This window comes from Micromonospora sp. NPDC049230 (assembly GCF_040647875.1).
In the GTDB taxonomy this organism is placed as follows: domain Bacteria; phylum Actinomycetota; class Actinomycetes; order Mycobacteriales; family Micromonosporaceae; genus Micromonospora.
In genome coordinates this window covers 60,695-79,722 of the sequence record NZ_JBEZCZ010000017.1, presented here as the reverse complement: position 1 = coordinate 79,722, position 19,028 = coordinate 60,695, and the positions used below count along the sequence as shown (strand labels likewise).

Sequence of the window (19,028 nt, the reverse complement as noted above, 5' to 3'; positions counted from 1 at the left end):
GGCATGACCACCACACTGACCACCGACACCGGCGCCCGGCTCCCCGGGCTGATCGGACGACTGACCGGCGACGAGAAGCACGCGCCCAGCGCGCACTCCACCGTCGACGTGCTCCAGGTGCTCTACGACCGGGTGCTGCGGGTCACCCCCGACACCGCCGACGACCCGGAGCGGGACAGGTTCCTGCTCTCCAAGGGGCACGGACCGGCGGCCTACTACGCGGTGCTCGCCGCGCACGGCTTCATCCCGGACGCCTGGCTCGACGACCTGGCCGGGCCGGACAGCCGGCTCGGCCACCACCCGGACCGGGTGCTGGTGCCCGGCGTGGAGATCGGCTCCGGCTCACTCGGTCACGGGCTCGGGCTGGCCGTCGGCACCGCCCTCGGCCTGCGAGCCCAGGGGCTGCGCACCCCCCGGGTGTACGTGCTGCTCGGCGACGCCGAACTCGACGAGGGCGCCAACCACGAGGCCATCGCGTACGCGGGGGCGACCGGCCTGGACAGCCTCACCGCGATCGTTGTCGACAACTCGTCCGCCACGCACGGCTGGGCCGGCGGCATCGCCAGCCGGTTCACCGTCAACGGCTGGACCGCCGACACCGTCGACGGCCGGAACCACACCGCCCTGTACGCGGCGCTGACCGGGCACCGGCCACGACTGCCGCACCTGGTGGTCGCCCGGGTCGAGAGCAGGGGATGACAGTCATGCGTAACGCCTTCATCGACACCACCACCACCCTTCTCGACGAGGACCCGCGTACCGCACTCGTGGTGGCCGACATCTCGGCCAGCCAGTTCGCCCCGGCCGGTCACCGGCACCCGGACCGGGTGCTCAACGTCGGCATCCGGGAACAACTGATGATCGGTGTGGCCGGCGGGCTCGCCCTGACCGGGCTCCGCCCGATCGTGCACTCGTACGCGACGTTCCTGGTGGATCGGGCGTACGAGCAGATCAAGCTGGATCTGGACCACCAGGGCGTGGGCGCTGTCCTGGTCAGCATCGGCGCGTCGTACGACGGGTCGGCGGAGGGCCGGACCCACCAGTCGCCGGCGGATGTGGCGCTCTTCGACTCGCTCGGCGACGGCTGGACGGTGCGGGTGCCCGGCCACCCGGACGAGGTCGCCCCGCTGCTGCGGCACGCCGCGACCGGTGACGACCCGATCTACCTGCGGCTCAGTGAACAGCGCAACGCCGAGGCGTACCCGGATGCGGACCGGCTGCTGGTGCTCCGGCGGGGCGGGGCGGACGCGCCGCTGGTGGTGGCCGTCGGGCCGATGCTCGATGCCACGTTGGCGGCGACCGAGGCGATGGACGTGACTGTCGCGTACACCCACACGCCCCGGCCCCTCGACACCCTCGGGCTACGGGCGCTCGCCGGGGCCGAGGTGGTGCTTGTCGAGCCGTACCTGGCTGGCACGTCGAGCGCTCTCGTCGGCCGGGCGATGGCGGACGTGCCGCACCGGCTGCTCGCGCTCGGGGTGGGTCGGACCGACCTGCGACGCTACGGAGGCCCGGCCGACCACACCCGGTGGCACGGCCTGGACGCCGCCGGTCTGCGGCAGTCGATAGGCGCGTTCCTGGAGTCAGCGCGGGGCTGAGGCGGCGGGACGGCGGCGTGCGCGCTCGCGGCCGAGGATCCAGATCGCCTCGACGCCGTCCTTCCAGGTGATCTTCTTGCCCTCTTCGCGGCCACGTGCCCGGTAGCTGATCGGCACCTCGTACGGCCGGATCCGGCGGCGCAGCAGCTTGCCGGTCACCTCGGCCTCCATGCCGAAGCCGCGCGAGCGCACCTCCAGCGACCGGTAGAGCGCCACAGGCATCAACTTGAAGCAGGTCTCCAGGTCACCGATGTACGAGTTGAACAGCACGTTGGCCGCCATCGTGACGCCCTTGTTGCCCATCACGTACCAGAAGCTGTAGGCGCTGTGGCTGCCGAAGGTGCGGTTGCCGTAGACGACAGTGGCGCGTCCGTCGAGCACCGGGTCGAGCAGCTTGGGGATGTCCTGCGGGTCGTACTCCAGGTCGGCGTCGAGGATGACCATGTAGTCGCCCTCGGCGCTGTCGACGGCCGTCTTGATGGCGGCGCCCTTACCGGCGTTGCGCTGGTGGGTGATGACCCGCAGGCGTGCGTCGTCGGCGCGACCGAGGATCTCGCCGGTGCCGTCCCGGCTCCCGTCGTCGACGACGACAAGCTCGATCTCGCACGGGTAGTCCACCGCCAATGCCTGCTTGAGGGCATCCGCGATGCGTTCTTCCTCGTTGAAGACCGGCATCAGGATCGAGAGCTTCACGGGAATCTCCACGGTGGCGACGACACGTCGGGCCTAGCCTAGCCCGGCTGGTCAGCGCGACGTTGGCCGCCACCGCCGGGCAGTCGACGTGGCAGTCCCAGACCGATGGTGTTTACTTCCCGCCATGTCGGCTGCCGGCTCCCTGCTCGCGGTGGTGCCAGCCGCCGCGGTGCTCCTGCTCACCGTCGTGACGAGGCCGCGCGGGGCCGCCGGGGTGGCACCGCTGCGGCTCGCCGTGGTGCGCGCCGCCCTGCTCGGCGGGGCGTACGCGGTGCTCGTCGTCGAGGTGCTCGGCGCGTCGCACGCGCTGACCCGTCCGGCGTTCGTCGCCGCCTGGCTGTTCTTCCTGCTCGCGTGCGCGGCGGCGGCACGGGTGCGCTGGCGTCGGGACGCCACCGCCGCGCGGCAGCCCGCCGCGGCACCCCGACCGGTGCCGGTCGGCGCGGCGGTGGCCGTCGGCGTCGGCCCGGCGCTGTCCGCGTCGGGCACCGACGAGGGCCCGGCCGGGCGCGGGGACCGGCCGGCCGGCCGGGCCCGCGGCAGCCTGCTCGCCAGGGCGCTCGACAGGTGGCGTACGGCGGGGCGGGGCGAGCGCCTGCTCGCCGGCACTGTCGGCGGGCTGGTCCTTGTGGAGTTGCTCGTCGCGCTGCTGGCCGAGCCGAACAACTTCGACTCGCAGACGTACCACCTGCCGAAGGTGGAGCACTGGGTGGCCCAGGGTGACCTGGACTTCTGGCCCACCGCCATCCACCGGCAGGTGACAATCCCGCCCGGAGCCGAGTACCTGCTGCTGCACCTGCGCCTGCTGACCGGCGGGGACCACCTGCACAACCTGGTGCAGTGGGCCGCCGGGGTGCTCTGCCTGCTGGTGGCCACACGGATCACCGCGCAGCTCGGCGGTGGCCGGCGGGCCCAGTTGTTGACCGCGTTCGTGCTGGCCACCACGCCGATGGTGGTGCTCCAGGCGACAAGCACACAGACCGACCTGGTCTGCGCGGCCTGGGTGGCCTGCACGGCGACACTGGTACTGGACGGCCTGCGTCGGCGGACCGGCTGGGGCACCCTGCTCGGGCTGGGGGCGGCCACCGGTCTGACCGCGGTGACGAAGACCAGTGGCCTGATCGCGGTGGGTCCGCTGCTCGTGCTCTGGGGGCTGGCGCAGCTCCGGCTGGCCCTGGCCGGCCGGGCGGCGGCGGCCGGTGGGTCGACCGCGCGCCCGGCCCCGGCGCACCGCCCGGTCGCCGGGACGGCGCGCGTCATCTGTGGTTCGGTGCTGATCCTGCTGGTCGCGGCCGTGGTGGTCGGCCCGTTCCTGGCCCGGGTCACTGCCGAGTTCGGGCATCCGCTCGGCCCGCCCCGGCTGCGGGAGTCGATCCCGATGGAACGGCACGATCCGCCGTCGATCCTGGTCAACGCGCTGCGGATCGGGCACACCGCGTTCGACACGCCGCTGGCGCCGCTGCGTGACCTCGGCGGAAAGGCGATCATCGGCGGCGCGGACGCGATCGGGGTCGACCCCCAGGACCGGGCGATCACGTTCGGCCGGGAGCGCTTCCCGGAACCCGCCTGGTATCCGGACGAGGATCGGGTGGCGTTCCCGATCGCCGGGGCGCTGGCGTTGGTCGGCGCGGTGCTCGCGCTGGCCCGGCCGCGCCGGATCGACGGCGGGCAGGTCGGGCCGCTGCGGGCGTACGCGGTGGTGGTGCTGGCGACGGTCCTGCTGCACACCTCGATGATCAAATGGCAGCCGTGGGGCAACCGCCTCCTGCTCTACGCCCTGGTGCTGGCCCTGCCACTCGCCGGACTGTGGCTGGACGCGCTCCTGCGGCGCGGGGCCAGCGCCGCCCGGAACGCGACGAACGCGGCCGGCCGGGGTGGGCGGCGACGGTCGGTGGCCACAGTGACTGTGGCCGTCGTGTTGGTCACCTCGGCGCTGGCCGGGATGCTCGCACTGTCGTACGGGTTCCCGCGCCGACTCGTCGGCTCCGGCTCGGTCTTCACCACCTCGGACTGGGACACCCGGTTCCTGCGCCGCCCGCAGTGGGCCGACGAGTTCCGCTGGGCCGCCGGGGCGGTCCGGGACAGCGGCGCGCGGCGGATCGGGCTGGTGGAGCAGAACGACAACTGGGAGTACCCGTGGTGGCTGCTGCTGCGCCAGCCGGACGGCCGCTCGCCGGAGCTGGTGTCGTTGCAGTCGGTCCTGCCGGAACGACCGCCGGCCGACCCCACCTCGGTGGACGCGATCGTCTGCACCGGCGCCAAGGCGGCCTGCGCCAAGCTCGTCCCGGCCGGCTGGCGGTTGGAGTTCCGCGACTACGTGGGCTACGCGCTGCCACCCGGCCGCTGATCCGCACTCCACGGGCTCGCTGCCGCCCGGATCGTCCGATCCGGGCGGTTCGGCAGCCCGCGCGCAAGGATCCGAGACGCATTCACATCGGTTGATCCGGACGTTACCGTCTGGTAACTCAGTCGACGTCCCGTGACTGAGCCGAAAGGAGTGCGTCGATGCCTGCAATCCCCGCCAGGCCCGAACGCGCGACCCGACGACGGGCCAGCACCGTGCTCGTCGCCGTCGCCGCTCTGGTGCTACCGATGCTCGCCGGACCTGCCGCCCCCGCCAGCGCCGCCGACCGACCGGCCGTCCAACCACTCCCCGCCAACCTCGAAGCCGTCCGCGCCGCCGAGGCCACCGCCCTCTACGGCAGCCCGGCGATCCGCCCCATCGAGCAACGCCGCACCGCGTTGATCACCATGGGCGACAGCGAGATCTCCGGCGAGGGGGTCGGCAACTACGTCCCCGGCACCCACCAGGACGGCAACTGGTGCGACCGCTCGTACGACCAGGCGGTCTTCCGCACCGACATCCCGTCGGACACCCAGTACAACATCGCCTGTTCCGGTGCCACCCCGTGGAACCTCGTCGCCGGCGGCCCGACCCAGCACAACGAGCTGAACCAGGGCGACTACCTGGGCATCAAGGCGCGCAACACGCACGTCAAGCTGATCTGGGTGGTGGTCGGCGCGAACGGTGACGGCACCATGCAGTTCGGGCCGGTCGCCACCGACTGCGCCGTCCGCCGGGTGTTGTTCCAGGGCGCCTGCTATCCCACCTACACCGACCAGTGGACGATCCGCACCGACGGCAGTCGGCAGGCCGTGACCGACGCGCTCACCGACATCCGGCAGACAATGTCCAACGCCGGCTATCTCCGCTCGGACTACGAACTCGTGCTCATGTCGTACCCGAGCCCGGGTAGCCCGGACGTGGAGGACAACCCGAACTTCCCCGGCTGGTACTCCGGTGGTTGTCTGCTCTACCTGGCCGATGCGGCGTTCGCCCGGAACAAGGCGGTGCCGCTGTTCGAGTCGGCGCTGCGCGCCGCCGCCAGCGCGACCGGCACCCGCTACCTGGACGCCAGCCGACTCTTCCACGGGCACGAGGTGTGCACCGACAACACCTCGGTCCGCGGCCTGTTCATCGAGGTCGGGATCTGGAACGAGAACGCCGCCCGCCAGTCGTTCCACCCGAACGCCCGGGGGCACGGCATGTTCGCCCAGTGCATCACCCAGTTCTGGAACTCCGGTCAGGACCGGGCCAGTTGCGTCGATCCGGCCAGCACCGGCGGCGGCGTGCTCTACCCGGGCCTGCTGGAGTTCAGGCAACTGCGCAACCTGGCCACCGGCACCTGCGTCGACGGCAAGGGGTACGACTCCCGCAACGGCACCGCGCAGCAGCCGCACGCCTGTCACGGTGGGCGCAACCAGGGCTTCTGGTACGACTCGACCCGGCGGTCGCTGCACTCGGAGCTGTCCCACGACCGCTGCCTGGACGTGTCAAACAGCTCGATGACCGCCGGCACCGCTGTCAACATCTACGACTGCAACGGCACCGGCGCACAGCAGTTCGTGTTCGTCGGCAACCAGCTCAGGCCGGCGGCGGCGAGCAACCTCTGCGTGGCGTTCGACAACCCGTTGCTGGGCAGCTCCCGCCTGCGCTTGGCCAACTGTTCCAGCAGCAGCCGGCAACAGTGGTCGTTCGAGGCCCGTACCGCTGCCAACCCGATCGGCTACGGTCACGACGACTTCATCGGCTCACGCGTCTACTGACGGAGGAGGGGCCCTGGCGTCGGCCAGGGCCCCTACCGCTCACTTGGCGCCGGGGATGAGGATCAGCCGGGCCACGCCCTTGTCGCCGTCCTTCGCGCCGGCGACGCCGAGCGTCGCGCCGACAGTGACCTGGCTCGGCTGCACCGTGGCGCGCCGCTCGACGACCCGCAGGTCGTCGCCGAAGGTCCAGGTCATGGTGAAGCCGTCGGTGGACTTGACGGTCATCGAGTCACCGTCGATCGCTGTCACCTCGCCGCGCTGCACGGCGACTGTCTGCGTACCGCCGTCCTTGTTCTTCACCACGGCCTCGCCGTGCAGGGTGTTCTTGCGCAACTGCACGCGGGCCTGGTGGCGCTTGCGCAGCTCCTCGCCCCGCTTCTCCCGGGCCCTGTCCTTCGCGGTGGGCGAGGCACCCGGCGTCGGGGTGGCCGGCGCGGCGATGGTCCGCACGTCCAGGTCGTCCGCGTCGAAGCCCATCGCGGTCAGCGCCTGACCCTCCACGCCCATCGCGGCGGCGACCTCGACGGCGGCCTCCCGGGCGGGCTGGCTGGCCACCTCGGCCGCGCCGCAACCGCTGACACCGAGCGTGACCGCCGCGAGCAGCGCCGTGGTGCCGGTGGCGAATCCCCAACGTGGCATGGCCTTTTCCTCTCGTCCGTGGAGGTCTCAGCCTCTCCCGCGACGACGAGCGGAGCGTCAAGCAGATGTTCGAGCCAGGTAAGGATCGCCGGGCAGTCGGACCGTGAAGGCGGCTCCGCCCTCCGGCGCGTGCCCGGCGGTGATCTCCCCGCCCAGCCGCCGGACCAGCCCGGCCGCCAGCGCCAACCCCAACCCGCTGCCCACCTTGCGCACCCCCCGGTAACGCTGGTGCAGCGCGCCGCGTTCGAATGCCACCGCCAGGTCGTCGTCGGTGAAGCCCGGCCCGCCGTCGCGGACCTCCAGCACACCGCCGGCGGCCGGGTCCGCGCCGGCCGCCCGGACCGCGAGCACCACCGGCGACCCCGGGGGTACGACCCGCAGCGCGTTCTCCAGCAGCCCGTCCAGCACCTGCCGGATGCGCCCCGGATCCGTGTACGCCGGCACCGGCTGACCGGTCGTTTCCACCCGGAACGGCACGCCCACCGCCGCACACCGACCGGCCCAGGTCGGCTCGGCGTCCAGGGCCAGCCGGGTCAGGTCCACCGACACCGGTTCGAGTGGAAAGTCGGCGGCCTCCAGCCGGGCCAACGCCAGCAGGTCACCGATCAGCCGGTCCAGGTGTTGGGCCTCGGCCAGCATCGTCCGGCCGGTGTCGACGGTGTCGTCCACGCCGAGCACCCCGTCGGCGAGTGCCTCGGCGTACCCCCGGATCGCGGTCAACGGGGTACGCAACTCGTGCGAGACGGACAGCAGGAACTCCCGTTGCCGCCCCTCACTCGTGGCAAGTGCGGCAGCCAGTCCGTTCAACGCCTCGGCCAGGTCGGCGACCTCGTCCGGCGGCTCGACCGGCACCCGGACGGCGCGGTCGCCGGCGCGTAGCCGGGCGGCGGCGGTGGCCGCGACACGGATTGGCCGGGCCAGCCGGCGGGCCAGCAGCAGCCCGGCCACCACACCGGCGGCCAACCCGGCCAGCAGCGGCAGCCACAGGCTGCGCAGCACCTGGGCCCACAGCCCGTTCGCCAGGGGACGGGAGAGCACCACCCCGTTGCCGCCGGCCAACGCCCGACCCTCGACCAGGGCACGATCGCCGTTGACGGCACGCCGGGCCGACACGTTGCGCCCCTGCCCGATCCGCTGCACCACCCGGGCCGGCAGCCCCGGCCGGTCGGCCGCGCCGCGCCGGATCAGGTACGCGTTGATGCCCTGGTCACGCAGTTGCTGAATGAGCCGTTCCTCGTCCGCGGTGCGGCCCCGGTCGAGGCGGGTACGCAGCACCTCGGCGGCGAGCCGGGCCTGCGCGGCGAGCGCCTCCTGATCGCTGCGCTCCGCGCGGCGGATCGCCAACGGCACGGCGACGATCGCGGTGACCAGCACCGACACAAACGCCACAGCACAGGTCACCAGCACCGCCCGGGCGGTCAGGGTGCGGCCGAACCGCCCCCGACGAGGTGTTGCCGGCCGGCCGGTGCCGACCACCGGCAGGGACATGGTCGGTGACTCGGCGCGCGCGGGGTGATCAGGCATCTACCGCGTACCCCACGCCACGGTGGGTGCGGATCACGCTGGCCGGGCCGAGCTTCGCCCGCACCTGTGCGACATGCACGTCGACGGTGCGGGTGCCGGCGTGTGCCGCGTAACCCCAGACCCCGGCCAGCAGCTCCTCCCTGGTGAAGACCCGGCCGGGCCGGGCCATCAGGTGGGCCAGCAGGTCGAACTCGGTGGAGGTGAGCTGCACCGGTGCGCCCGCGACGGTGACCGTGCGGCGGCCCGGGTCGAGCGTCACCGGGCCGACGACACGCGGCCGGTCCGCGCCCTCCGGGCCACCGGCGGCCCGGCGCAGCACCGCGCGCACCCGGGCGACCAACTCGCGAGGGCTGAACGGCTTGGTGACGTAGTCGTCGGCACCCAACTCCAGGCCGACGATCCGGTCCACCTCGTCGTCCCGGGCAGTGAGGAAGATGACCGGGGTCCAGTCGCCGACCTCGCGCAGCCGGCGGCAGATCTCGGTGCCGGGCAGACCCGGCAACGCGATGTCCAGGACGCAGGCCACCGGGCGCAGCCGGCGGGCGGCGCTCAGGCCGGCGGCGCCGTCCCGTTCCAGGTGGACGCCGAATCCGTCCCGGGCGAGGTAGAGCCGGACCAGGTCGGCGATGGCCGGCTCGTCCTCGACCACGAGGACGAGCCCGCGGTGCGGCGGTTCGACGGTCACCGGCCCATGATTGCCGACACCGAACGCTCGACGCGATCGGTGTGTGTTCGAGTTCGGTAAAGGTGTGGCAAACCCGGTCGGTGTCAGCTCACCAGGACGGGGCGAACATTCCGGGCCGCGCGCCGGCCGGCGCCTCGCCGATGCTGGCGACGACCCGCGCGCCGGGCGGCCGCAGGCGGCTGCGGAACGCCTGGTTGAGCAGCGCGTCGAGCTGCCAGACCTGCTTCGGGTGGCTGGTGCGGATCAGGAACCGCTCACGGATCCCGTCGATCGCTGTGGCCGCCATCTCGACCGACTGGAGTCTCGGGTCCGGGCTCCAGGTGACATTGCTCAGCTCGCGCAACTCGGTGTTGAGATGCAGGCGCAGACGGTGCAGTAGTCGGGTCTGCTGGGTCACCACCAGTCGACGGTGGGTGAGCAGCAGCAGGTAGTCGCCCGTGACCGGGCGGTCGGGACGGCTGCAACGGGTGACCAGGATGGTGGCGTCACCGGAGCCGACACAGCGCCGGAAGACCGGCATGTGCCGGCTCACGGTCTGCACGGCCAGGCCAGCCTCGGTGGCGGCCGGAAGGAACGTTCGGGAGAAGACGTCCATGACCTGCCCAACGACCACCCCAGCAGGGTGACGTGGGTCACGATGCACTTTTGGAAGTTCCACGCCAACAGTCGCACTGGCTGTCCGGTTTCCGACGTGGACGGATCATGGTCAGGAATCGGGCTGGAGCGGGCTGGCGGAGAACAACTCCTCCAACCAGCCGGGGACCGCCTCGGCGTACTCGGCGCGGGACCTGTCGACGGTGTCCAGAGCGCGACGCCAGGACAGCGACCGGCTCACCGCCCCCAGGGTGATCGCGAGGTCGACGGCCTCGACGAGGGTCCGGCGGTCGTACCTGTCGGTCCACGCCTCCAGGTAGACGTCCCGCAACCGAGCCAGCCGGGCGTCGTCGGCCGCCAGCCCCGTCGCGTACCGGATGGACCGCAGGGTCACCAGCAATGTGCCGAAGGGGTGCGCCACCGAGGCGTCGCCCCAGTCGAAGTAGCGGTAGCCGTCCGAGGCCGCGAAGACGTTGCCGTCGTGCAGGTCGTCGTGTTGCACGGTGGCCGGGATGCCGATGTCGGCGAGCCGTCGACACCGCTCGGCGTACGACGGCAGCTCCGCCCGCAGCCGCTCGTGCACGGCCGGGCTGAGCCCACCCTCGGCACCGACAAGCAGCGACTCGCGATCGTCGAGCAGCTCGGCGAGCAGCCCGGCCAACACCTCGGGGCGGTGGTCCGGCACGCCCTGGGTGACCAACTCGTCGGCGTGCGGCACGGTGGCCAGTTGGAGCGCCGCGTACCCGGGCAGCGCCCGCTCCCAGTGCGCCAGATCGGGATCGCGCGCCAGCACGTCCCGCAACGACTCGCCGCCGTCGGGCAGCAGCGACCAGCCCTGCGCCGGGTCCACAGCGATCGGCGTCAGCACCCGTTCCGGCGTCAACCGGGCGAGCGTCGCGATCAGGACCGCCTCGTGCACGGTGCCCGGATTGTTGGCCTTGAACCAGACCGGGCCGTCGTCGGTGGGCACCCGCCAGACCAGCGACCACGGGCGCACCCGAGGCTCCACCGGCCCGGTCACCCGCCGGCCGGCCTGGCTCAGCCGCGCGTCGACCCAGGACCGGGCCCCTGCCTGCCACCGCTCGGTGGACCACGGCGCGGCGTGCGTGTCAGCGTTCGTCGTCACGCTGGGCACCCTAGGCGGCCCGCCCACGCCGACGCGAGCACGTTTGCGGCGTCGGGGGGAGTCAGACCAGCTCGACGATCGTCGCGTTGGCCATGCCGCCGCCCTCGCACATGGTCTGTAGGCCGTAGCGGATCCCGTTGTCCCGCATGTGCTGGAGCATTGTGGTCATGATCCGGGCACCGGAGCCGCCGAGCGGATGACCGAGGGCGATCGCCCCACCACGCGGGTTGAGCCGCTCCGGGTCCGCCTCGGTCTCCGCCAGCCACGCCAGTGGCACCGGGGCGAACGCCTCGTTCACCTCGTACACCCCGATCTCCTCGATGCCCAACCCCGCGCGGCGCAGCGCCTTCGCGGTGGCCGGGATGGGCGCGGTGAGCATGGTGACCGGGTCGTCGGCGGCGACCACCGCGGTGTGGATCCGGGCCAGCGGGCGCAGGCCGTGCCGGCTGGCCCAGTCGGAGGTGGTCACCGCGAGGGCGGCGGCGCCGTCGGAGATCTGGGACGCGGACCCGGCGGTCACCACGCCCTCGGCACGGAACGGGGTGGCCAGCTCGCCCAGCTTCGCCAGCGAGGTCTCCCGGCGGATGCCCTCGTCGGCGGCGAACTTGCCCCCGTCGGCCAGCGGCACCGGGGTCAGCTCCGGATCGAACGCGCCAGCGTCCTGCGCGGCGGCTGCCTTCTCGTGGCTGGCCAACGCGAACTCGTCGAGCTGGGTGCGGGAGAGCCGCCACCGCTGGGCGATCAGCTCGGCTCCGACCCCCTGGTTGAACGGCAGCGGCGCATCGTCGGCGAAGCCCTCGACGCCCCGGTAACGGGCGCGTAGCTGGTCACTGAACGGCATGCCGCCGGCCACACTGGAGCCCATCGGCACCCGGGTCATCGACTCGACGCCGCCGGCGACCACCAGGTCGGCCTGACCGGAGAGCACAGTCGCGGCGGCGAAGTGCAGGGCCTGCTGGCTGGAGCCGCACTGCCGGTCCAGGCTGGTGCCGGGCACCGTCTCGGGCCAGCCGGCGGCGAGCACGGCGTTGCGGGCGACGTTCCACGACTGCTCGCCGACCTGGGACACGCAGCCCCAGTAGACGTCGTCGACCTGGGCCGGGTCGATCCCGGTGCGCTCGGCGAGGGCACGCAGCACGTGCGCGGAGAGGTCGACCGGGTGGACGTCGGCGAGGCTGCCCCTGCGCCGTCCGACCGGGGTACGCACCGCGCCGACGATGACCGCGTCACTCATGTTTACTCCCCGGTAACCTGGGCTGCCCCGATCCTACGTCGTCCAGGGCTCGGCCATCCGGGCGGGCGTCGAGATGCCCGTACCCCCGACACCCGGCCGCCGCTGGCATGCTGGGCTGGTGAACGAGATCCCCGCGGTGCGGCAGTGGCGGGTGCCGGCGGCCCTGCCGGCGGTGAAGCTGGCCGGCGCGGTCCTGCTTGCCGCGCTCGGGCTGCTCTTCGCCGACGGCGACCCGGTCCGGCTGGTGGTGGCCGTCCTGGCCGCCGCCGCGCTGGCCGGCTGGGCGGTACGCGACCTGGTCGCGCCGGTCCGGTTGGCGGTGGACCCGGCGGGGCTCACCGTCATCCACGGATTCGCGGGCCGGCGGCTGCTGCCCTGGTCGGCGGTCGAGGAGATCGCCGTGGACCGGCGGCCACGGCTGGGGCTGACGAGCGAAACCCTGGAGATCGACGCGGGCGACTCGCTGCACCTGTTCGGCAGGTACGACCTGGGCGCGACCCCGGAGGAGGTGGCCGCCGCGCTGCGGGCCGCCCGGCCGACCTCGACCGGATGAGGCAGCCCAGCAGGTAGACGGCTGCGTCAGCCCAGCAGGTAGACGGTGCGGAAGACGGCAACGCCGAGCAGGACCAGCACGATCACCGCACAGCCGACGGCCTGCACCAACGTGCGCCGACCACGCGGCGCGTACGCGAGCACCACCGCCGTCAGCGCCCCGATCACCAGCCCACCGAGGTGCCCGGCGATGGAGATCCTCGGCACGGCGAACGTGAAGACCAGGTTGACGACGAGGACCGGCACGATCGACGAGGTGTCGAGACCGAGGCGTCGCATGATCACGAACATCGCGGCGAAGAGGCCGAAGATGGCCGTCGACGCGCCGACGGTCGGCGGCTGGTTGGGCGCACTGAACAGATAGACCGCGACGTTGCCGCCGAAGCCCGCGATCAGGTAGAGGGCGAGGAATCGCCACCGACCGAGCGCCGCCTCCAACTCCCGGCCGATCACCCACAGCGCCCAGGAGTTGAGCAGCAGGTGCAGCAGGCCGTAGTGCAGGAACATCGCACTGATCAGCCTGTACCACTCGCCCGCCGCGACCCCGTGCACCGGGCCGAGGGGGACGTACGAGGCGTAGCCGAGCACACCGCCCCACAGCGTCAGCGGCGTGTCGCCGCCCAGCAGACCGCCGAAGCCGGAACCGCCCGCCGCCGCGTCCCCGCCCCGGTCCGAGGCGATGGACAGCACCATTAACAACACGTTCAGCGCGATGAGCGCCTTGGTGACGTAGCCGTGCCGGCCGGCGATACCGCCACCGAAGGCGGTACGCGCCGGCCGGACACTGCGACGTCCCTCGTCGACGCACTCCGGGCACTGGTGCCCGACGGACGCCTCCCGCATGCAGTCCGGGCAGATCGGCCGGTCACAGCGGGTGCACCGCACGTAGGTCTCCCGACCGGGGTGCCGGTAGCAGACCGGGGCGGTCGGCGGAGACTCACTCACCGGGCCGACCCTCCGTCCACCGACGCGCGAACCACCGACGCGCGATCCACCGACGCCGGCCGGTGCGGTGCTCCGGAGCGCTCAATCATGCGAGCAAAGGTACCTCGCCGCTCGGTCAGGAAGCAGACCGCTCGATCTCGACCCGCTCGATGACGACGTCCTGGAGCGGACGGTCGCTCGGGCCGGTCGGGGTGCTCGCGATCGAGTCGACGACCTTCACCGACTGCTCGTCGGCAACCTGGCCGAAGATGGTGTGCCGGTTGTTGAGGTGCGGCGTCGGGGACACGGTGATGAAGAACTGCGAACCGTTGGTGCCCGGTCCGGCGTTCGCCATCGCCAGCAGGTAGGGCCGGTCGAAGCGCAGCTCCGGGTGGAACTCGTCCGCGAACTTGTAGCCCGGCCCGCCCCGACCGGTGCCCGTCGGGTCGCCCATCTGGACCATGAAACCGCTGATCACCCGGTGCGAGATGGTGCCGTCGTAGTACGGCCCACTGCCCGGCTGACCGGTGCGCGGATCGGTGTACTCACGGTTGCCCTCGGCCAGGTCGACGAAGTTGCGGACGGTCTTCGGCGCGTGGTTCGGGAAGAGCTCCAGCCGGATCGGGCCAGCGTTGGTGTGCAGGGTGGCGTAGACAGCCTCGGCCACGGGTACTCCTCACTCGTTGGTCAGTTCCATGCGGATCCTCCCATGTGCCCGATCTGGCATCGCGGAGGCATCCGTTGGTGGAGGATGACGAAGGAACAACTCCCAGGAGGTAGGACCGTGTTTGGATTCGGGCGGCGTAAGTCCCAGGGGCAGTTGGCCAAGGCCGAGCTGAACCAGAGCATCAGCCACCTGATGCAGGCAGCCAACCACGCCGCGAAGGGCGCCGGCGCGACCGTCGGCCCGCGGGTCCAGGTGGCCCGGGGTTACGTCGGGCCGGCCGCGGCGAGGGTTCGCGACCAGGCGTCGACCGGCTGGGGGACGACACTCACCACGCTGGCACCGCTGGCGGCGGCGGCCCGTGACGGCGCCGCGCAGGCAGGGCCGCTGACCAGGAAGGCCAAGTCGAAGACCATGCGGATCACCGGCAAGAAGAAGCAGCCGCGCCGTCGCGGCCCGATGATGACCGGCCTGCTGGCAGCAGGTGTCGTCGCCGGCCTGGCCGGCGCGGTGGCCATGCGTCGCCGCCGGGAGCAGCAGGAGTGGGCCGAGTACGACCCGACCCGCGGCAGCCTCGAACCGATGCGTGACGAGGTCGACTCGATCGAGGTACGCACCCCGTCCGCCACCAAGGGCACCGACGGGGCGGCAATGACCGGCGCCGCGGGGATGACCGGTGCCGGCAGTTCGGCGGTGGCCGGCGGCACCAGCGCGAGCACCACCGGCCCGGCCAAGCAGACCGGCATCCGCCCGACGGACAAGGTCCCGTCGGTCGCCGAGGGTGCCACTGACGTCTCCGGTCGGCCGACCGACGACCTCACCAAGGCGCTGGGCAAGGAGAAGGACACCGCCCGCACCAACGGCCGCCGCTGACAGCAGCGACAGCGCATCGAGCGCCGACGAGTGGGCTGCCCCCGCTCGTCGGCGCTTCCGCGTGCGCGGCGCTTTCGCGGAGCGGTCCCGGGCGCTACCGCCGCGCGGTCAGAGCCAGCCGTTGCGGCGGAACCAGCGGTAGAGGGCCAGTGAGACGCCGAGCATGAGGGCCAGGGCCACCGGATAGCCGTACGTCATCTTCAGCTCGGGCATGTTGTCGAAGTTCATGCCCTCGACGCCGGCGATGGAGGTCCAGACCGCGGCGATCGCCGCCCATGCGGCGATCTTGCGCATGTCGTTGTTCTGGTCGACGGTGACCTGGGCCAGCCGTGCCTGGAGGATCGAGTTCAACAGGTCGTCGTAGGAGTTCACCTGCTCCACGGTGCGGCTCAGGTGGTCCTGCACGTCCCGGAAGTACTTGCGGATCTCCTTGGGCACGTCCCGGTTGACCTGCGAGGTCAGCGTCATCAGCGGCCGTTGCAACGGCACCACCGCCCGCTTGAACTCCACAAGCTCCCGCTTCATCTGATAGATCCGCTGGATCCGCCCGTGGCCCTGCCTGTCGAAGACCTCGGCCTCCAGCACGTCGAGGTCGTCCTCGATCTGCTCGGCCACCTCCAGGTAGAGGTCGACCACCCGGTCGGTCACCCCGTACGCCACCGCCCACGGGCCGTGCAGCAGCAACTCCTGCTTGGTTTCCAGGTCGGCGCGGATCGGGGCGAGCCGGCAGGCATCCCCGTGCCGGACGCTGATCACGAAGTTCGGGCCGATGAAGAGCATCACCTGCCCGGTCTCCACGACCTCGGAGTTCTCGGTCAGCTCGGCGTGCTCGCAGTACCGCGCGGTACGCAGCACCAGGAAGACGACGTCGCCGAACCGCTCCAGCTTGGGGCGCTGCTCGGCCTTCACCGCGTCCTCGACGGCGAGCTCGTGCAGCCCGTAGGTCTCCGCGATGGCTGTCATCTCGGCCAACTCGGGCTGGTGCAGACCGATCCAGACGAAGCCGTGCTCCTCCTGGCGGGCAGCGGTCAGCGCGTCGGCGTACGTCCAGTCACCGGGTTGCCGCTTGCCGTCGACGTAGAGCGCGCAGTCGACCACTGCGCTGCGGCCGGTGCCCGTGCCCGTCGGGGCCGGCACGGGCGGCGAACCGTCGGCGTTGAGGATCCGGGTCATCGCCCGGACCGGGGAGGGCCACGCCCGAGGTCGCAACACCCGGCCGGTGGACGGCGGTGCCGTCCGGTCCCGCTCTGTCCGATCCGTCATCGCGTCACCTCCCACGCTCGGCTGCGGCTTGCAGGCTACGCCGACCGGGCTCCCGGACGCCTGTGACGGCGGTCGCGTGGGGCGGCACCGGGCGGGCCGGGCCGCATCGGGGGGTGTGCGGGGACGACACGGCCCACCCGGCACCTGTGGGGGCGGGAGGTTGTGCTGCCGCGTCACCCAGGTCGCGGCCGGCCCGGAGGCCGGCCGGTGACGTCCGCGACAGCTGATGGGTGACGCTCGCAGCATTGTGGGCCGCCGACCGCCAGGGCGGGAGTCCCGGGGCGGCCGGCATCGTCTTTCTGTCGGGAACCCGACAGTTGGCTTAGCTGCGGACCGCCTCCACGGCCTCGGCGAGCCGACGGACACCCTCGTCGATCTTGTCCGCGGTCACCGCCGAGAAGGCCAGCCGCAGCGCGTGCCGCCCACCGTCCAGCACGAAGTCGCTGCCCTTGACCACGGCCACCCCACGCTCGGCCGCCGCCGGGGCGAGCCGGTCGACAAGCACGTCCTGCGGGAACTCGACCCAGAGGAAGTAGCCGCCGTCGGGCTCCACGAACCGCGCCTGCGGCAGGTGCCGGCGCAACGACTCGGCGAGCACCCGAGCCCGTTCGCCCAGCGCCGCTCGTACCGTCTCGATCGAGCGGTCGATGTCGCCGGAGACGCAGAACTCGTGCACGATCGCCTGGGACACCATGCCCGGCGAGATGTAGAGGCTCGTCGCGTTCTTGGCGATGGCGGCGATCAGATCCGCCGGGCCGACCAGGTAACCGACCCGCACACCCGGGCAGACCGTCTTGGTGAAGCTGGACGCGTGCACCACCACGTTGCGGGTGTCCAGCGAGAGCATCGACGGCAGCGCCTCGCCCCGGAACCGGACGTCCGCGTACGGGTCGTCCTCGAAGATCGTGAACTCGTACTCGGCGGCGAGGTCGAGCAGCTCCCGACGCTTCTCCAGCGACAGCGTCATGCCGGCGGGGTTCTGGTAGTTCGGGATGACGTGCGCGAGCCGGGGCCGGACCCCGGACTCCAGCAGCTTGCGCAGCTCGGCGGTGTCGAGGCCATCCGGCTGGACCGAGATGGAGTGCAGCTCACTGCCCATCCGCTGGAGGTTGAGCAACGTCCGGTCGTACGTCGGGCGTTCCACCACCACCGCGTCGCCGGGGCGGACCAGGTGGTCGAAGAGGAACGCGTCGGCCTGGAGCGACCCGTTGGTAACGAGCACCTGGTCGGCCTGGACGCCGTGCTTGTCGGCGATCCACTTCCGCAGCGGAAGGTAACCGACGGAGGTGCCGTACGCCGTGACCCCCGCGGGGTCGGCGTCGAAGGCGCGGACGGCTGCGGCCTTGAGACCCTCGACATCGACGATGTCCAGCGAGGGAGCCCCACGGGCAAAGGAGATCAACTGCTCGGCGGTCATGGATGTTGAGCGTACGGGCGGCGGCGGGCGACGCGCGGACGGCACGGCGATGTCCGCATCCTGAGCCACCGGGACGGGTGACTCGACTCCACCGGTCGGCGGCAGATCAGACCGGAAGGGCGAGCGCGTCGTGGTGCGCCACCCGGGACAGCCCGTCAAACTGCACGCCGATCGCGTCGAGGAGCTGACTCCAGTCGAAGTAGGAGCGCCAGGCGGTGATCCGGCCGTGTCGAGCCCGGACCACGTCTGCCACCTCCCAGCTCACCAGCCGTCCGGTGGGCGCGACGGTGCCGTACGGCGAATGCAGCGTGCCGGTGTGGGTGCCGGTCAGACGCAGCTCGACCGCGGCGCCACCGCCGGTGCGGACCGCGCCGAGCGGGTCGACCCGCAGGTCCCCGAAGGCACCCGTCCAGGTGCGCAGGAGTGCGGGCAGCTCGATCGGACGGACCGTCACGCCCGGCATGGAGTAGAACGCCTCTGGGGCGTAGAGATCTGGAAGACGGGCCACGTCCCGACGCAGGAGCATGGCGTACTGCTGCTCGACCAGCCGCTCCGCGTCACGCATCGGAGACCTCCCCCGCGGGCCACGGCATCTCCGCGCCCGCAAGGGATCCTTACCCGTCGATCCGGCCCGCCACACCTGCACGGGTCAGGTCGTGGCGACGGCGGCCTGATCCCCCGCCCAGACCCGCATGATGTCCCGCACCGAGATCACCCCGGCCACCTCGCGGCCGTCCAGCACCACCAGGTGCCGGAACCCGCCCCGGGCCATCGCGGCGGCGGCCTCGGCCACCGTCCATTCCGGGCCGGCGTAGACCACGTCCCAGGTCAGGTGGGCGCCGGTGCGTTCCACGTCGCAGTCCAGGCCGGCGCCGATGGCCTTCAACACGTCGCGTTCGGTCATGATCCCGACGCCCTCGGAATCCGGGTCGATCACGACCGCCGACCCGACACCGCGAGCCGACATCATCCGGGCCGCCTGCCGCAGCGTGTGTTCCGGACCGACGACGAGGACCTGGCTGGACATGGCATCCCGTACCTGCATCACACATCACTCCTTCGGGACGGTGGCCTCCGGTACGGACATGGTCGTCCGTGGATGTTTCAGGGACAAGACCGAACGTCGCCGAACCAC

The 19,028-nt window shown here is 72.1% G+C and carries 19 protein-coding genes; 6 read left to right on the top strand and 13 right to left on the bottom strand.

Features of this window, described 5'->3' with window-relative positions; all coding sequences use genetic code 11:
• Positions 1-3 precede the first annotated feature (3 nt).
• Entirely contained in the window at positions 4-699 is a 696-nt protein-coding gene (locus AB0A95_RS16780; protein WP_357556624.1) for a transketolase, read from the top strand.
• Positions 700-704: 5 nt separating this feature from the next.
• Positions 705-1,598 carry a transketolase gene (locus AB0A95_RS16775; RefSeq protein ID WP_357556623.1) on the top strand — a complete coding sequence of 298 codons (894 nt, stop codon included), beginning with the start codon at positions 705-707 and terminating at the stop codon, positions 1,596-1,598.
• Here the strand turns inward: AB0A95_RS16775 and AB0A95_RS16770 are convergent.
• Positions 1,584-2,291 carry a glycosyltransferase family 2 protein gene (locus AB0A95_RS16770; RefSeq protein ID WP_357556622.1) on the bottom strand — a complete coding sequence of 236 codons (708 nt, stop codon included), beginning with the start codon at positions 2,289-2,291 and terminating at the stop codon, positions 1,584-1,586. The two genes, AB0A95_RS16775 and AB0A95_RS16770, sit on opposite strands and share 15 nt — an antisense overlap.
• Before the next feature lie 124 nt (positions 2,292-2,415).
• On the opposite strand from AB0A95_RS16770, the gene AB0A95_RS16765 reads away from it, so the two are divergent.
• Together AB0A95_RS16765 and AB0A95_RS16760 are read left to right on the top strand one after the other, a co-directional pair.
• Complete coding sequence (locus AB0A95_RS16765; protein WP_357556621.1) at positions 2,416-4,638, top strand: glycosyltransferase family 39 protein; 2,223 nt, start codon at positions 2,416-2,418, stop codon at positions 4,636-4,638.
• A gap of 158 nt (positions 4,639-4,796) precedes the next feature.
• Complete coding sequence (locus AB0A95_RS16760) at positions 4,797-6,398, top strand: ricin-type beta-trefoil lectin domain protein (protein ID WP_357556620.1); 1,602 nt, start codon at positions 4,797-4,799, stop codon at positions 6,396-6,398.
• Between the two features lie 39 nt (positions 6,399-6,437).
• On the opposite strand, the gene AB0A95_RS16755 is transcribed toward AB0A95_RS16760, so the two are convergent.
• The 6 genes from AB0A95_RS16755 to AB0A95_RS16730 all read right to left on the bottom strand — a co-directional run bounded on the left by AB0A95_RS16755 (position 6,438) and on the right by AB0A95_RS16730 (position 12,200).
• Positions 6,438-7,037, bottom strand: a complete 600-nt coding sequence (locus AB0A95_RS16755; protein WP_357556619.1) for a hypothetical protein — start codon at positions 7,035-7,037, stop codon at positions 6,438-6,440.
• Positions 7,038-7,094: 57 nt separating this feature from the next.
• Entirely contained in the window at positions 7,095-8,561 is a 1,467-nt protein-coding gene (locus AB0A95_RS16750) for a HAMP domain-containing sensor histidine kinase (protein ID WP_357556618.1), read from the bottom strand.
• Positions 8,554-9,246: a response regulator transcription factor gene (locus AB0A95_RS16745; RefSeq protein WP_357556617.1), complete on the bottom strand. Its 693-nt coding sequence runs from the start codon at positions 9,244-9,246 to the stop codon at positions 8,554-8,556. Before AB0A95_RS16745 ends, AB0A95_RS16750 begins: the two co-directional genes overlap by 8 nt.
• Before the next feature lie 88 nt (positions 9,247-9,334).
• A complete protein-coding gene (locus AB0A95_RS16740; RefSeq protein ID WP_357556673.1) occupies positions 9,335-9,841 on the bottom strand; it encodes a hypothetical protein in 507 nt (168 codons plus the stop codon).
• 111 nt (positions 9,842-9,952) lie between these two features.
• On the bottom strand, positions 9,953-10,966 hold the full coding sequence (locus AB0A95_RS16735) for an aminoglycoside phosphotransferase family protein (RefSeq protein ID WP_357556616.1): 1,014 nt from the start codon (positions 10,964-10,966) through the stop codon (positions 9,953-9,955).
• A 61-nt stretch (positions 10,967-11,027) separates the two neighbouring features.
• Positions 11,028-12,200: an acetyl-CoA C-acyltransferase gene (locus AB0A95_RS16730; RefSeq protein ID WP_357556615.1), complete on the bottom strand. Its 1,173-nt coding sequence runs from the start codon at positions 12,198-12,200 to the stop codon at positions 11,028-11,030.
• A 118-nt stretch (positions 12,201-12,318) separates the two neighbouring features.
• Here AB0A95_RS16730 and AB0A95_RS16725 point away from each other — a divergent pair, with 118 nt between their 5' ends.
• Complete coding sequence (locus AB0A95_RS16725) at positions 12,319-12,753, top strand: PH domain-containing protein (protein WP_357556614.1); 435 nt, start codon at positions 12,319-12,321, stop codon at positions 12,751-12,753.
• 26 nt (positions 12,754-12,779) lie between these two features.
• Here AB0A95_RS16725 and AB0A95_RS16720 read toward each other — a convergent pair whose 3' ends face one another.
• Entirely contained in the window at positions 12,780-13,697 is a 918-nt protein-coding gene (locus AB0A95_RS16720; protein ID WP_357556613.1) for a rhomboid family intramembrane serine protease, read from the bottom strand.
• 115 nt (positions 13,698-13,812) lie between these two features.
• Complete coding sequence (locus tag AB0A95_RS16715) at positions 13,813-14,343, bottom strand: peptidylprolyl isomerase (RefSeq protein ID WP_203119037.1); 531 nt, start codon at positions 14,341-14,343, stop codon at positions 13,813-13,815.
• A gap of 84 nt (positions 14,344-14,427) precedes the next feature.
• Here AB0A95_RS16715 and AB0A95_RS16710 point away from each other — a divergent pair, with 84 nt between their 5' ends.
• The gene (locus AB0A95_RS16710; protein ID WP_357556612.1) at positions 14,428-15,213 is read left to right on the top strand and encodes a hypothetical protein; all 786 of its coding nucleotides are present in this window, start codon (positions 14,428-14,430) and stop codon (positions 15,211-15,213) included.
• 108 nt (positions 15,214-15,321) lie between these two features.
• Here AB0A95_RS16710 and corA read toward each other — a convergent pair whose 3' ends face one another.
• The 4 genes from corA to AB0A95_RS16690 form a co-directional block, all read right to left on the bottom strand.
• Complete coding sequence (gene corA / locus AB0A95_RS16705) at positions 15,322-16,476, bottom strand: magnesium/cobalt transporter CorA (protein ID WP_357556611.1); 1,155 nt, start codon at positions 16,474-16,476, stop codon at positions 15,322-15,324.
• Positions 16,477-16,798: 322 nt separating this feature from the next.
• Positions 16,799-17,893, bottom strand: coding sequence for a PLP-dependent aminotransferase family protein (locus AB0A95_RS16700; RefSeq protein WP_357556610.1), 1,095 nt, complete (start codon positions 17,891-17,893; stop codon positions 16,799-16,801).
• A gap of 106 nt (positions 17,894-17,999) precedes the next feature.
• Positions 18,000-18,458 carry an ester cyclase gene (locus tag AB0A95_RS16695; RefSeq protein ID WP_357556609.1) on the bottom strand — a complete coding sequence of 153 codons (459 nt, stop codon included), beginning with the start codon at positions 18,456-18,458 and terminating at the stop codon, positions 18,000-18,002.
• 84 nt (positions 18,459-18,542) lie between these two features.
• Positions 18,543-18,938, bottom strand: a complete 396-nt coding sequence (locus AB0A95_RS16690; RefSeq protein ID WP_357556608.1) for a CBS domain-containing protein — start codon at positions 18,936-18,938, stop codon at positions 18,543-18,545.
• Positions 18,939-19,028 lie beyond the last annotated feature (90 nt).